The sequence below is a fragment of the Mesorhizobium sp. M0870 genome, assembly GCF_040319775.1.
Taxonomy (GTDB): Bacteria; Pseudomonadota; Alphaproteobacteria; order Rhizobiales; family Rhizobiaceae; genus Mesorhizobium.
This window is the reverse complement of record NZ_JAMYOI010000040.1, coordinates 21,233-36,146: the sequence shown is the minus strand read 5'-3', so window position 1 is coordinate 36,146 and position 14,914 is coordinate 21,233. Positions and strand designations below refer to the sequence as shown.

7 protein-coding genes and 1 pseudogene are annotated in these 14,914 nt (G+C 63.4%); 5 read left to right on the top strand and 3 right to left on the bottom strand.

Features of this window, described 5'->3' with window-relative positions:
• The first annotated feature begins 77 nt into the window (after positions 1-77).
• The 3 genes from NKH97_RS30315 (at position 78) to amaB (ending at position 3,468) form a co-directional block, all read left to right on the top strand.
• Positions 78-452, top strand: a complete 375-nt coding sequence (locus NKH97_RS30315; RefSeq protein WP_023809971.1) for a YciI family protein — start codon at positions 78-80, stop codon at positions 450-452.
• Positions 449-1,723, top strand: a complete 1,275-nt coding sequence (locus NKH97_RS30310; protein WP_352613207.1) for an RNA polymerase sigma factor — start codon at positions 449-451, stop codon at positions 1,721-1,723. Before NKH97_RS30315 ends, NKH97_RS30310 begins: the two co-directional genes overlap by 4 nt.
• A 230-nt stretch (positions 1,724-1,953) precedes the next feature.
• Positions 1,954-3,468, top strand: a complete 1,515-nt coding sequence (gene amaB / locus NKH97_RS30305; RefSeq protein ID WP_502895910.1) for an L-piperidine-6-carboxylate dehydrogenase — start codon at positions 1,954-1,956, stop codon at positions 3,466-3,468.
• 44 nt (positions 3,469-3,512) lie between these two features.
• On the opposite strand, the pseudogene NKH97_RS30300 reads toward amaB, so the two are convergent.
• Both NKH97_RS30300 and NKH97_RS30295 read right to left on the bottom strand, forming a co-directional pair.
• Positions 3,513-4,378: pseudogene (locus NKH97_RS30300) on the bottom strand (hypothetical protein).
• A 151-nt stretch (positions 4,379-4,529) separates the two neighbouring features.
• Positions 4,530-5,393, bottom strand: coding sequence for a hypothetical protein (locus NKH97_RS30295; protein WP_164893012.1), 864 nt, complete (start codon positions 5,391-5,393; stop codon positions 4,530-4,532).
• Positions 5,394-5,760: 367 nt separating this feature from the next.
• Between NKH97_RS30295 and NKH97_RS30290 the strand changes: the two genes are divergently transcribed.
• Positions 5,761-7,551 carry a ShlB/FhaC/HecB family hemolysin secretion/activation protein gene (locus NKH97_RS30290; RefSeq protein WP_352631620.1) on the top strand — a complete coding sequence of 597 codons (1,791 nt, stop codon included), beginning with the start codon at positions 5,761-5,763 and terminating at the stop codon, positions 7,549-7,551.
• Between the two features lie 10 nt (positions 7,552-7,561).
• Positions 7,562-14,242 (top strand): MBG domain-containing protein, encoded by a 6,681-nt coding sequence (locus NKH97_RS30285; RefSeq protein ID WP_352799481.1) that lies wholly within the window; start codon positions 7,562-7,564, stop codon positions 14,240-14,242.
• Between the two features lie 288 nt (positions 14,243-14,530).
• On the opposite strand, the gene NKH97_RS30280 is transcribed toward NKH97_RS30285, so the two are convergent.
• Positions 14,531-14,866 carry a hypothetical protein gene (locus NKH97_RS30280; RefSeq protein ID WP_128304944.1) on the bottom strand — a complete coding sequence of 112 codons (336 nt, stop codon included), beginning with the start codon at positions 14,864-14,866 and terminating at the stop codon, positions 14,531-14,533.
• Between the last annotated feature and the right edge of the window lie 48 nt (positions 14,867-14,914).

Sequence of the window (14,914 nt, the reverse complement as noted above, 5' to 3'; positions counted from 1 at the left end):
ACATCTGGATTTTTTTATCGACGTGGTGTCGGGATCGGTCTTACTGTTTCGTCCTTTGACAGAGAAAAGGACCAGCCATGCTCTACGCAATCCTCTGCTATGCTTCCGAAGATGTCGTCTGCTCCTGGAGCAAGGCACAGGACGACGAGGTCATGGCCAATATCCTCGGCGTTCAGGAAAAATATGCCAAGGCCGGCCGGCTTGGCCCGGTGGCACGGCTTCTGCCGACGACCGCCGCGACGACCCTGAGAAAGGTCAAGGGTGAATCGGTCGTCATCGATGGGCCGTTCGCCGAGACCAAGGAACAGTTTCTCGGCTTCTACACGCTCGAATGCGCTGATCTCGACGAGGCGGTGGAGTTCGCCCGCGAGCTTTCCGAGGTCAACCCGAGCGGTGGGTCGTATGAAATCCGGCCGGTTTCGGTCTTTAACCCAACAAGGGTTTCCGCATGACCGAAATGGCCTGGATAAGCTCCGCGATCAGCGCCGCCCGCCCGCAGGCCATGGGTGCGCTGCTGCGTTATTTCCGCGATCTCGATACGGCGGAGGAAGCTTTCCAGGACGCGTGCCTCAGGGCGCTGAAGAACTGGCCGCAGAACGGGCCGCCGCGCGACCCGGCGGCCTGGTTGATCTTCGTCGGTCGCAACAGCGGCATCGATGCGGTGCGCAAGCGCGCCAAGCAGGCGCCGATGCCGGAGGAAGACCAGGTTTCCGATCTGGAAGACGCCGAGAGCGATATCGCCGAGCGGCTGGACGGGGCGCACTACCGCGACGACATATTGCGGCTGCTGTTCATCTGCTGCCATCCTGATCTCCCGGCAACGCAGCAGATCGCGGTGGCGCTGCGCATCGTCTCCGGTCTTACGGTCAAGCAGATCGCGCGCGCCTTCCTGGTTGGCGAAAGTGCCATGGAGCAGCGCATCACTCGCGCCAAGGCGCGCATTGCGGACGCCGGCGTGCCGTTCGAGACGCCGGGCGCGGTCGAGCGGTCGGAACGGCTCGCCGCCGTCGCCGCCATGGTCTACTTGGTCTTCAACGAGGGCTATTCGACCAACAGCGGCGAGGCGCCGGCCCGCGCACCGCTGTGCGAGGAGGCGATCCGGCTGGCACGGCTGTTGCTGCGGCTGTTTCAGACCGAGCCGGAGATCATGGGGCTGACGGCGCTGTTGCTTCTGCAGCATGCGCGCGCACCGGCCCGTTTCGACGGGAGCGGCGAGATCGTGCTGCTCGAAGACCAGGATCGCAGCCTGTGGAGCCGCAAGATGATCGATGAGGGGCTGGCGCTGGTCGACAAGGCGCTGCGCCATCGCAAGCCCGGTCCTTACCAGGTGCAAGCGGCGATTGCCGCGCTGCATGCGCGGGCCGAAAAGGCCGAGGACACCGACTGGAACGAGATCGACCTGCTCTATCGCTTGCTCGAGCAGATGCAGCCGTCGCCGGTGGTCACGCTCAACCGGGCCGTCGCGGTCTCGAAGGTGCGTGGACCGGCAGAGGCGCTCGCCATGATCGAGCCGCTGGAAGAACGGCTTTCCGGCTATTTCCATTTTTTCGGCCTCAAGGGCGGCCTCTTGATGCAGCTCGACCGGGGCGACGAGGCGCGCGTCGCCTTCGACCGCGCCATAGCGCTTGCGAACACGGCGGCGGAAGCTGCCCATATCCGCATGCATATCGACCGGCTGATCAAGGACGGTGCGGTACGCCCAGCGGCCAAGAAGGCAAACTGAGCGCCATCTGGCTCAATCGTGCAGTTTGGGCTTAGACCATGCCGGGGTGGTGATTTTCCCTTGAACCGAGTAATGCCACGCGATGATCGTGCCTTAGGTGCCTTTGTGCACGCGGGCAGCATGGCGCCAGGCTTTGACCGGCGTGCCTTTTGTGCATGTCGTTGTCCCAAAACCGCTGGGCACTTTTGGGCGACATGCATTATGAGCGACTGGATCTGAAAGGGACAAGAATGACGATAGGCAAGGAAACGACCGAACTGCTGGCGAAACTGGGTGTGGCCAAGGAGACGCTGGCCGGCGGCGACCTGATCGTGCGCAGCCCGGTGACGGGCGAGCAGATCGCGGCGCTGAAGACGATCTCACCGGCTGACGCGGCCAAGGTGATCGATGCCGCGCACAAGGCCTTCCAGGCCTGGCGCATGGTGCCAGGCCCGCGGCGTGGCGAACTGGTGCGGCTGCTCGGCGAGGAGCTGCGTACGCACAAGGCCGAGCTTGGCCGGCTGGTCTCGATCGAGGTCGGCAAGATCCCGTCCGAGGGGCTCGGCGAAGTGCAGGAGATGATCGACATCTGTGATTTCGCCGTAGGCCTCTCCCGGCAATTGTACGGCCTGACCATCGCCACCGAGCGCCCAGGCCATCGAATGATGGAAACCTGGCATCCGCTCGGCGTCGTCGGCGTCATTTCCGCCTTCAATTTCCCGGTGGCTGTGTGGTCGTGGAATGCCGCCCTGGCGCTGGTCTGCGGCGACGCTGTGGTGTGGAAGCCGTCGGAAAAGACGCCGCTGACCGCACTTGCTTGCGAAGCCATCTTCAAACGTGCGGTCAAGCGCTTCGGCGCGGACGCACCTGATGGCCTGGCGCCGGTGCTGATCGGCGATCGCGCCGTCGGCGAGATCCTGGTCGATCACCCCAGAGTGCCGCTGGTTTCGGCGACCGGCTCGACCCGCATGGGCCGCGACGTCGGTCCGCGGCTGGCCAAGCGCTTTGCGCGCGCGGTGCTGGAACTCGGCGGGAACAATGCAGGCATCGTCTGCCCGACCGCCGATCTCGACATGGCGCTGCGCGCGATTGCCTTTGGAGCGATGGGCACGGCCGGCCAGCGCTGCACGACGCTGCGGCGCCTGTTCGTGCATGACAGCGTCTACGACGCCTTGGTTCCGCGCCTCAAAAAGGCCTACGAGAGTGTGTCTGTCGGCAATCCGCTGGAGACCTCCTCGCTGGTCGGGCCGCTGATCGACAAGGCGGCCTTCGATGCCATGCAGAAGGCGCTGAAGGAAGCCGCCGCCCATGACGGCAAGGTGACCGGCGGCACGCGGGTCGAGAACGGCCACCCCGATGCCTACTACGTGCACCCGGCGCTGGTCGAAATGCCAAGCCAGGTATCCCCGGTGACGGAAGAGACCTTCGCGCCGATCCTCTACGTGATGAAATATTCGGATTTCGACGTGGTGCTCGAAGAGCACAATGCCGTGGGGGCAGGCCTGTCCTCGTCGATCTTCACCCGAGACCTGCAGGAATCCGAGCGTTTCCTGGGTGTCGACGGATCGGATTGCGGCATTGCCAATGTCAACATCGGAACCTCGGGCGCCGAGATCGGCGGTGCCTTTGGCGGCGAAAAGGAAACCGGCGGCGGCCGCGAGAGCGGCTCCGACGCATGGAAGGCCTATATGCGGCGCGCCACCAACACGGTGAACTATTCCAAGGCGCTGCCGCTCGCCCAGGGCGTGTCGTTCGACATCGACTGAAGGGCTCGCCGGCTTGGGCATCCCGCACGGGGGATGCCCACCGGTCAGCTGCCTGCTGGCGAGTCAAAGGCCTTGACGAACGCGGCATCGATGATAGCCAGCTTGACGGCCTGGGCGGTCATGTACTCCCGGTAGAAATCGCCCGACACCCACATCACCGAATTGCCGCGCTGGCCAAGCCAGCCAACGCTGCCGAGGTCTTCGGCATCCCGCAGTTTGCGTGCCAGGTGGGTTCGCGACAGCTTGAGCCATTTGGCGAAATCGCCGATCGAGACGACGCCAGTCGGTATTGCAGCGAGGCCGGCATGGTCGGGATCGACGCCCGATATCAGCCAGTCCATGACGACGCCGCCATTGTTAAGCCAGGTGAACAGCGAAAAGGTCTGCTTGGGCTCGCGCACGGGACTGGAGGAGATCAGCCCGTCAGCCACCAGCGGTTGCACCCTGGCGAGCGCATAGGGCCGCTCCAGAAACGTTGCCAGACGGTTCGCGCCGTCGAGACTGTCCAGTGTGTGCAGATGAGCCATCATCCAGCCGGCGAGCGTGTCCAGCGTGTTCACTGTAGGCTGTATGGGGCGGATGCGGCCATCCTGAGCTGCCGAGAGGTGCTCGATGAAATTGTAGTGCAACATCTCCTTGAGCAAGGCGTCGGCGGTGTTGCGGCTGGCGACGGAATTCTCCCGGATGACGTCGATGAAACGCGCCGCCGTCAACTGCTTGCGGTGTCATCGGGCTCCCGTCTGAAATGCAGGGCAAGGCCGATATGCGCCATCAGCCAACGCTGCTGGGTGGCAAATATCGAGGCAAGCCTCGGGTTCGTCTCGTAGGTCTGGATAAGCGCCTGCGCCTGGGCACGGACACAGCGATGCAATGCCGGGTGACCGGCAATATGGTCCAAGGTCAGCGCCATTCTCCCCCCGTGCGTCAAGCCCCCCACGCGAAGACGCAGATCACATTTTCAGCCTTCAAGGCCCGTGTCCAGACGCGCCCGCTCTATAACAGGTTATGATCGCCAGTAGACAATGTTCACGGCCCGGGCAGATATCGATCGCGCCGATCCTTCAGCGGTCTTCCGGAGCTGGAAAACAGGCGTCGAAGGCCGCATCGACAATGGCCAGCTTAGCGGCCTGGACGGTCATGTACTCCTGGTAGAAAGTGTTCGATACCCACATCACCGAATGGCCGCGCTGGCCGAGCCAGCCGATGCTGCCGAGTTCCTCGGCAGCGCGCAGCTTGCGGGCGAGGTGGGTCCGCGACAGCTTGAGCCATCTGGCGAAATCTCCGATCGAAACCACGCTGGTCGGAATCCGGTCCAGGCCGGCATGATCGGGGTCGATGCCCGACATCAGCCAGTCCATGACGATGCCGCCATTGTTGAGCCAGATGAACAGGGAAAAAGTCTGGTTGGGCTCGCGCACCGGCTTGGAGGCAAGCAGGCCGTCCGCCACCAGAGGCTGCAGCCTGACAACCATGTCGGGCCGCTCCAGGAACCTGGCCAGCCGGTTGCCACCGTCGAGATGATCCAGCGTCTGCAGATGGGCAAGGACCCAGCCGGTGAAAGTCTGCACGGTTGCCGCCGTTGGCTGCAAAGGGTGCGTGCGCCCGTCGCCACCCGAAACATACTCGGCGACATGATAGTGCAGCATCTCCTTGATGAAAGCGTCCGCCGTGTTGCGGCTGGCCACCGCGTGCTGGTGTACGAACTCGATGAAACGCGATACCGTCAGCTCCTTGCGGCGGTCGTGCGGATCGCGCCTGAAATGCATGGCAAGGCCGACATGACCCATCAGCCAACGCTGCTGCGTGGCGAAAATGGAAGCCAGTCGCGGGCTCGTTTCATAGATGTTGATCAGCGCCAACGACTGTGCCTGGACACAGCGATGCAGGGCCGGATGGCCGGCAATGTCTTCCAGATTCAGCGCCATCCTCCTCATGTTCCGAGTTAACTCCAACAGCGGAGTCGCGTCCACATTTTCCAGCCTTCGATAGCTGTGTCCAGAGGCACCAAATGCGAAGAGCAAGCCCAACCCGAACATGGGCCGGCCACGACCGGTTCATGGGATCCGCTAACCGATTGCTATGGCTTGGAAAACCCCTCCCAATAATAGTCAGCCGGAGGGCCGCCCGTTGAATTGACGTTCACCAGAGCCGGGCATAGTTTCCGCGACATCCGAGCGGCGGGGGCACGCCTTCCCGGAAGTGAGTTCGAAAGCAGAAGCCAATTAACGAGCGATTAAATCTCGCGCGGTGGCGAAGCTTTGCCGAATTATACCTCGAAGGACGAGTGATTGAGTGAAGTATACAAGCAAGATCGCGGTTGGCAGGGATAACGACTGTCACCCAGTTTTCGGCGGGCTGGCAGCCCGTGAGGGATGGTTGATCCTGTTTGCCGTCTCGGCGTGCCTGTGGCTTCAAGCCGGCGCGTTTGCCCAGACAGCCAGCCAGATCACGCCGCCCAGCTTTCGGCCGCCGCCGGCAGCCAACACGGCAGGTGTTTCCATTCCCGAAGGTGAGGGCCTCGAGGCGCCGGCGGGCGCCAGGAAGCTCAAGGTCAAGCTCGGGGATGTCAGGGTCGAAGGCGGCTTGCCCGACATGGCTGACGCAACACGCAAGATCGTTGCCGGCCTTGCGCACCGCACGGTGACGGCGGCGGAAATCTTTGCCGCGGCGCGAAAACTCGAAACCGAATATGGACGGGCCGGCTATGCGCTGGTGCGGGTGGTGCTGCCGGCGCAGAAGCTCAACGACGGCGCAGGGCTCCGGCTGGTCGTCGTCGACGGCTTTCTCGAACGGATCGACACCAGCAATCTGCCCGAGCTCATACGCGGGCGGGTCGAGGCAACGCTGGCGCCGCTCGTTGGACAAAAGAGCATCAAGCTGTCGGCGATCGAACGCAAGCTGCTGCTGGCTGGCGATACGCCCGGGGCCCGGCTGCGCTCAACCTTGCAGGCCGGAACAGCCAAAGGCGCCAGCGTGCTGGTCATCGATGGCAAATATCGCCCGATCGGCGGCCAGGCGACCGGGGACAACTCGCTATCGCCGTCGTTGCAGCGCTGGTCTACGGGCGTCGGCGTCGATTCCAACTCATTGCTCGGCCTCGGCGAACTCGTCTATGTCAGGGCAGGCGGCTACCCCGATGGCGGCGAGAGTGGCCTGTTCACGGATGGCCCACGCAATCGCAACTATGCCGCGGGCATCGTCGTGCCGATCGGCCATGACGGGCTGACATTCAATCTGGAAGCCAGCCGCACGCGGGCCAATCCGACAGCCGAGCCCGGCACGCTCGGCTTCGGCAGCGCCTTCGAGCGTTATTCGGCGCGGCTTCGCTATCCCTGGATCCGCAGCCGTGCGCTTACGATCAGCACCGAACTGTCCTTCGACGTGCAGAACGACACGCTCGACGCGGTGACGCCGATTTCGCTGCCGATCGCCGAGGACCGGCTGCGCATTGCCCGGCTCGGTCTCGACGGCATCTGGTTCACACCGCTTGGCGGCGTCTTCATCGGCAATGTCGTGGCCTCGTTCGGTATTGACGGGCTCGGCGCGCGCTCGGCCGCCGATGCGACGCCGCTGCTGCCCCTGTCGCGCCAGGGTGCAAACGCGGCGTTCCAGAAACTGGAGGTCTCGGCCAGCTACAGCCAGCCGCTGGCCACCCATCTCGGCCTCGATCTCTACGCCCGCGCGCAAACCTCGTTTGGCAAGCCGCTGCTGCAGTCCGAACAGATCGGGCTGGTCGGGACGAACGGTCTGTCGAGCTTCGACGCGGGCGCGCTGCAGGGCGATGCCGGCTATGTGCTGCGCGGCGAGCTGTCCTCACCCTGGTACGTGCCGTTCACTGGCGGCATCGTTTCGTTGTCGCCCTACGTGTTCGGCGCTGTCGGCCAGGTCCATCTCGAAATGCCGACCGCGCTCGAGACGGCCAACATCGTCGGCGCGTCATACGGGCTTGGCCTGAAGGTCGGCACCGCGCTGGCGGGCGACGCGACCAACGCCAGCCTGACGCTGGAATGGGGCCGCCAGCATCGTGACGACCATCTGCCGACAAGCGATCGCTTCTCGCTCAGCGGCGCCGTCCAATTCTAGAGAGATGACCATGCAGCGCAAAGCCCACCTCCCACGGCGGCACCTGAACCGCACCGGCGCGCCGTTGATGGCGCTGCTTTTGACGTCGACGGCGCTTGTCGGCTTCACGTCGGCGCGGGCACAGGAACTGCCGACCGGCGGCAGCGTAGCATCCGGCGGCGTCACCATCGCCAACCCATCGTCGTCGCAACTGAACATCAGGCAGTCGACCAGTTCGGCGATCGTCAACTGGCAGAGTTTTTCGATCGGTGCCGGCGCGACAGTCAACATCGACCAGCCATCATCCTCGGCAACGATGCTGAACCGCGTCACCGGCGGTACCAAATCGACCATTGCAGGCCAGCTCAATGCCAATGGCCAGGTGTTCCTGGTCAATCCCAACGGCATTGCCATCTCCAAGACCGGCAAGGTTAGTGCCGCCGGCTTCGTCGCGTCCTCGCTGGGCATCAGCGACGAGGATTTTGGGGCCGGAAAGCTGGAATTCGAAGGCAAGGGAGCTTCAGCCGCCGTCTCCAACCAGGGTGCGATCAGCATCGGGCGTGGTGGCTATGCCGCATTGATCGGCGGCAGCGTCGACAATGCCGGCTCGATCACCGTGCCGCTTGGCAAGGTCGGGCTCGGATCGGGTGAGAAGGCAACACTTGATTTGTCCGGCGACGGCTTCCTGCAGGTTTCCGTGCTGAGCAAGGCTGACGGCAGCAATGCGCTGGTCAGCAATTCCGGCTTGATCAGTGCCGATGGCGGGCCGGTCGAACTCAAGGCGGCTGCGGTGCGCGATGCCGCACGCCAAGCCGTCAACATGTCCGGTGTCATCGAGGCACGCACGGTGTCTGGCCAATCCGGTGCCATCGTGCTCGGCGGCGATGAAGGCTCGGTCGAAATCTCCGGCACGCTCGATGCCTCGGCCAAGACCGGCGGCCAGGGCGGCAAGGTCACGGTGACCGGCCGCAAACTGAAGCTCAAGGCCGCCAAGATCGATGCCTCGGGCAAGGATGGCGGCGGCACGGTCAGGATCGGCGGTGACAAGCAGGGCAAGGGCACCTTGCAACGCGCGGTCGCAACCGAGATCGATGCGAAGACGACAATCAGTGCCGATGCGACCGGCAACGGCACTGGCGGCACGGTCATCGTCTGGTCGGACGAGCAAACAAAGTTCGCCGGCAAAATTTCCGCACGCGGCGGCGATGACGGCGGCAATGGCGGCTTCGCGGAAGTGTCCGGCAAGCAGCGCCTCGACTTCACCGGTGAGGTCGATCTGCGCGCCCGCTTCGGCGACACCGGCGACCTTTTGCTCGATCCCTACAACGTCACTATATCGAACGCTGCCGGCAACACCGGCGGCAGCATGTCCGCCAACACCAATGACAGCGTCATCAACGTCACCACGCTGCAGAACCTTCTTGCAACGGCAAACGTCACCATCTCGACCGGCAGCGGCGGTTCGCAGGCCGGCGACATCACCATTGCCGCGCCGATCGCCTGGAACACCAACACGCTGACGCTCAGCGCCTCTCATTCGATCGTCTTCAATGCGAACGCCACGATCGGCGGCGTCGGTGGGCTTATGCTGGTCACCAACAATGGCGGCACCGGCGGCACGATCTCCTATGCCTTGGGCGCATCGGCCACCTTCACCGGCACGCAGGGCGCGCAGGCGCTGTCGGTCAACGGCCAGAGCTACACGCTGATCTACGATGTCAACGGCCTGCAGGCGATCAACAGCGGCCTGACCGAACGCTATGCGCTGGCCAACAACATCGAGGCCAGTTCCACGTCCAGTTGGAACAGCGGTCTCGGCTTCATATCGCTGGGCACCGACGGCAACAGCAATGTCCAGAATGGCGGCAACGGCTTCACCGGATCGTTCGACGGGCTAGGCCACACCGTCGACAGCCTGTCGGTGACGCAGTCCGCCGCCCAATATGTCGGCCTATTCGGCTATATCGGCGCGGGCGGCCTGGTCCAGAATGTCGGCGTCACCAATGTGACGGTCCGGGGGTTCAGGACCCTCGGCGGGATCGCCGGGTTCAATGCCGGCACGGTGGCCCAGAGTTATTCGACTGGTCAGCTGTTCACCACACAATACGGGTCCACCTCAGGTGGTCTGATCGGTGAGAACGATGGCGCACTCTCCGACAGCTTCTCGACGGTGGTCATCAACGCACGCGACACGAACACCGCCGGCGGCGCGGTAGGCTTCAACAATTTCGGCACCATCGATCGCGTCTATGCCATGGGCGCTGTCGATATCGGCAGCGGCGGCGCGGCCGTCGGCGGCCTCGTCGGATCGAATTATGGCTATTCGTTTGTCGGCGAGGGCGGCAGGATAACCGACAGCTATTCGACCGGCGCGGTCAGCGGCGGATGGAATGTCGGCGCGTTCATCGGCAACAACCTTTACGATGGCGTGGTCACGGGCGCGTACGACACGTCGACATCCGGCCCCTACAACACCACATCCATCGCCAAGCCTGCGATCGGCGGCGGCACGACCGGCCCCAATGTCAATGTCGTCGGCCTGTCGACCCCCAGCTTCCAGAATGGCGGCGCCAACGGACTGAGTACCGCCTTTGGCGGCGGGACTGGCGGCCTCTATCCCTATCTGAAGAGCTTCTACCCCAATGGCGTCCAGGCAATCTCCGGAATTGCTTACAAGGATGCCGGCAACACGCCACTGATTTCCGGTACCGGCCAACCCTATTACACAAAAAATCCCGGGCTGGTGTCCGTCGTCTCCGGCGGCGTGAACCTCGGCACAGTCTCGACCGGCGTCAACGGCTACTATTATCTCGCTCTGCCGGCCGGCGCGGTCTCGAACTCGGTGCTCGCTTACACCGTTGCCGAAGCGGACTCGGGCGCCAGGAATGGCGTGACCTTCCGGACCGGCCTGTCCGGCAGCAATGTCTCGAACCTCAACGTCTATGGCGACTGGCGGCTCGACGAGACGGATGGCTCGATCGCTTCGCTATCGGCGCTGAGCAGCGCCTATAGCGCGGCGATTGGGTCAACCTCTGTCGGCAGCCTGTCCTTCGCCAATCGCCAGATTGAAACCGCAGCAGCCACCTTCGCCCTCAACCAGGCGCTGTCGGTCGGCACCGGCACGCTGGCGCTGTCGTCGAATGGCGTGGTGACGCAGACTAGTGGCCTAACGGCGGCGTCGCTGGTTCTCGGTGGCACGGGTAGCTTCACCCTGACCAACGCCGGCAACCAGATCGGCAACGTCGCCGGCAGCGCCGGTTCCGTCGATCTGCGCGATGGCGCAAGCCTGACGATCGCCAGTGCTTCCAGCGCCCGCGGGGTTACGGCGACCGGGGTGAACACCACCGGTTCGGTAAGGCTTCAGACGGCGGGCGATCTGACCATTGCGGCAAATGCGACAATCAGCGGAACGGATCCGGTGCTCTCAGCCGCTGGCCTGTTCGTCAACAACCGGGGCAGTGACGCCGTCACCGCCACCAGCGGACGCTGGCTGATCTATGCGGCAAATCCCACCGGCAATACATTCGGCAATCTGGACAGTGGCAACACGGCCGTCTGGAACACGTCGGCGGATGGTCCGGTGAGTGCGACAGGCAACCGCTATGTCTTTGCCTATCAGCCGACACTGACCTTCAAGTCCAGCAATGCGACCAAAACCTATGGCGATACCGCCCTGCCGGCACTGACCTATTCAGTGGCGGGCTACCAGGCGGGCGCGATCGGCGCCTATCTCGGCGACACCGCCGCCACGACCTTCAGCGGTGGCCCAAGCGTCACGTCCGTCAACCCGCCGGGCAATACACAGGTCGGAGCAGGATCCTATGCAATCACCGTCGGCGCCGGCAATCTCGCGGCGTTGAGCGGCTATGGCTTCGCCTACAACAGCGCGGGCCTGCTTACCATCGGCAAGCGCGCGGTGACGGTGACGGTGACGCCGGGCCAGGGCAAGATCTATGGCGATGCCGATCCATCATCCTATGCATACACCGTTTCGGATCTCGGCGCCGGCACGGCTCTGGTCGGTAGCCTTAGCCGCACGGCAGGGAACAGCGCCGGGACTTATGCCATCAACCAGGGCAGCATCACCAACACCAGCAATTCGAACTACGACATCACCTATGTCGACGCCAATTTCACCATCGCCAAGCGCGCGATCACGGTAACGGCCGATGCCAAGAGCCGTACCTATGGCAACTCCAATACGACGCTGACCTATCAACTCACAACAGGCAACCTCGTCAGTGGCGACAGCTTGGGCGGTTCTCTGACGACATCGGCGACGACGGCATCCGGTGTCGGCAGCTACGGCATCGCGCAGGGCACACTCAACAACAACAACTATGCGATCAGCTATGTCGGCGCCAATCTGTCGGTTACGCCGCGCGCGATCACGGTGACGGCGAATGCCAAGAGCCGTGCCTATGGCGACGCCAATCCGGCGCTGACCTATCAGCTGACATCAGGCAATTTCGTCAATGGCGACAGCCTGAGCGGCGCACTGGCAACAACGGCGACGACGGCATCCGGTGTCGGCAGCTACGGCATCACGCAGGGCACACTCGCCAACGGCAACTATACGATCAGCTATGTCGGCGCCAATCTGTCGGTGGCGAAGCGCGCCATCACGGTGACAGCCGATGCCAAGAGCCGCATCTATGGCGATGCCATTCCAACGCTGACCTATCAGCTGACCACGGGCAATTTCGTCAATGGCGACAGCCTGAGCGGCGCGCTGGCGACGTCGGCCACGACAGCATCCGGTGTCGGCAGTTACGGCATCACGCAAGGCACACTCGCCAACAGCAACTATGCGATCAGCTATGCCGGCGCCAATCTGTCGGTGACGAAACGGGCGATCACGGTGACGGCCGATGCCAAGAGCCGCATCTATGGCGACGCCAATCCGGCGCTGACCTATCAGCTGACCTCGGGCAATTTCGTCAATGGCGACAGTCTCGCCGGTGCGCTCGCTACAACGGCCACGACAGCATCCGGTGTCGGCAGCTACGGCATCACGCAAGGCACACTCGCCAACAGCAATTATGCGATCAGCTATGTCGGCGGCAATCTCGCGTTGACCCCGCGCGCGATCACGGTGACGGCCGATGCCAAGAGCCGCATTTATGGCGATGCCAACCCGGCGCTGACCTATCAGCTGACATCAGGCAATTTCGTCAATGGCGACAGCCTGAACGGTGCGCTGGCGACGTCGGCAACGACAGCATCCGATGTCGGCAGCTACGGCATCACGCAGGGCACGCTCGCCAACAGCAACTACGCGATCAGCTATGTCGGCGGTAATCTGGCGGTGACGCAGCGCGCCATTACGCTAACGGCCGATGCCAAGAGCCGTGTCTATGGCGATGACAATCCAACGCTGACCTATCAGCTGACCTCGGGCGATTTCGCCAATGGCGACAGTCTGAGCGGTGCGCTGGCAACGACCGCCACGGCATCATCCGATGTCGGCGGCTACAGCATCACGCAAGGCACGCTTGCCAACGGCAATTACGCCATCAGCTATATCGGCGCGGACCTTTCGGTGACACAGCGCGCGATCACGGTCACGGCCGATGCGGGCCAGAGCAAGATCTATGGGGACAGTGATCCGCTGTCCTACGGCTATGCGGTTTCCGGTCTTGGCGGCGGGACGGCGCTGGTCGGCACGCTTGATCGCGCCGAGGGCGAGAATGTCGGGACCTATGACATTGGCCGCGGCACCCTCAGCGATGCTGCCAACGGCAATTACGACATCACCTATGTCGGTGCCGGTTTCAGCATCGGCAAGCGATCCGTGACCGTCACTGCCAGCTCGGGTCAGGGCAAGACCTACGGCAATGCCGATCCGTCGTCCTATGGCTACACCTTCACCGATCTCGGCAATGGTGCGGCGCTGGTTGGCGCTCTCGACCGCACGACCGGCGAAGATGTCGGCGCCTATCAGATCGGGCAGGGCACACTCGCCAACGCGGCCAACTCGAACTACGACATCAGCTATGTCGGCGCCGATTTCAGCATCGGCAGGCGTGCCGTGACAGTCACGGCCAATTCGGGCCAGGGCAAGATTTACGGCGATGCCGACCCGTCCTCCTATGGCTACACCAGCACCGATCTCGGCAGTGGTGTGGCGTTGGTCGGCGCTCTCGATCGCGCCTTGGGAGAGAACGCCGGAGCCTACGCGATCGGCCAGGGCACGCTCACCGACAACGCCAATGCGAACTACGAGATCAGCTATGCCGGTGCCGACTTCAGCATCGGCAAGCGGGCGATCACTGTGGTGGCGGATGCGCAGAGCCGGCCCCAAGGCATGCCCAATCCGCCACTCACCTATTCGATCGGCGGTCTGGGGTTGGTCAACGGGGATACATTCCTTGGCGCGCTCTCGACTGAGGCGACACCCGCTAGCCCTGCTGGCAACTATGCCATCGAACAGGGGAGCCTGACCCTCTCGGCCAACTATGAGCTGACCTATGTCGGTGCCGATCTGGTGGTCTCGCCGCCCAACACCGTGCCGGCACCGGATGCGGCCAGCACGGTCGCGTACAACGCCGATGCCCATACTGCCGGCGGGCCGGCTCGGGTTTTCTTCACCGGGCAGCCGGTGGATGGCGATGCGCAAACGCTGGTCGAAGACCCGCGGCTTGACGGTCCCGCCTTCTGCCAGGGCGTGGCGGACGCAGCTTCCGTCTGCAGCGTTGCCTCGGTCCGGTAGAAAATGGGGACGCCTTGACCGCGTTGCCGGCGAGACTGTCGGGCAGCTATCCCATCGCCAGGGCGGCATCACCAACGCCGCCAATCCGAACGGCGATATCACCTATGACCTAATGCCATGGCCGCCTGGGACGCGGCCGTCCTTGCCGCGTTTGCCACGGTCCGGTGAGCGTGCGGGCGACCACGATTTGACGCGGTCAATTATCACCTCTCACATCGGCGCTATTTCGTCAGCCGATCATGCACGATGAACCGGCCGGCTTTCGCCGGCCGGTTGCTCCGATCGGGATCAGCCGCAGACGCGGACCTCTTCGATCACCCTGTGGTGGTGGCGCCAATGCTTGACCAGTTCGATATGGCAGCGATGATGCCGGTGATGGCGGCGATATTCGCCGTACCGGTATTCGCCATTGTCATACTGAACATTCTGGTCGCCATCATACTGATCGTCATAATAGCGATCGCGGTGATGACGGCGAATAACGATCCCACTATCGGAATCGTCATCCGGCAAATATCGGTCGCCGTCGTCGGACTGGATGGTCACGCTTGCCGCTTGCGTCGGCGCAGTGATCGCCGCGGTCGCGGCCAATGCCAACAGGGAAGCCAGAATCAGCTTTTTCATCTCGTCCTCCTGCATATTCAAGACATGTTAACTCGCGGAAGAACCGGG

Bases quoted from the DNA above. Each gene is read 5' to 3' on its own strand.
- NKH97_RS30315 (WP_023809971.1), top strand. From the start codon at position 78: ATGCTCTACGCAATCCTCTGCTATGCTTCCGAAGATGTCGTCTGCTCC.
- NKH97_RS30310 (WP_352613207.1), top strand. From the start codon at position 449: ATGACCGAAATGGCCTGGATAAGCTCCGCGATCAGCGCCGCCCGCCCG.
- amaB (WP_502895910.1), top strand. From the start codon at position 1,954: ATGACGATAGGCAAGGAAACGACCGAACTGCTGGCGAAACTGGGTGTG.
- NKH97_RS30295 (WP_164893012.1), bottom strand. From the start codon at position 5,393: ATGGCGCTGAATCTGGAAGACATTGCCGGCCATCCGGCCCTGCATCGC.
- NKH97_RS30285 (WP_352799481.1), top strand. From the start codon at position 7,562: ATGCAGCGCAAAGCCCACCTCCCACGGCGGCACCTGAACCGCACCGGC.
- NKH97_RS30280 (WP_128304944.1), bottom strand. From the start codon at position 14,866: ATGAAAAAGCTGATTCTGGCTTCCCTGTTGGCATTGGCCGCGACCGCG.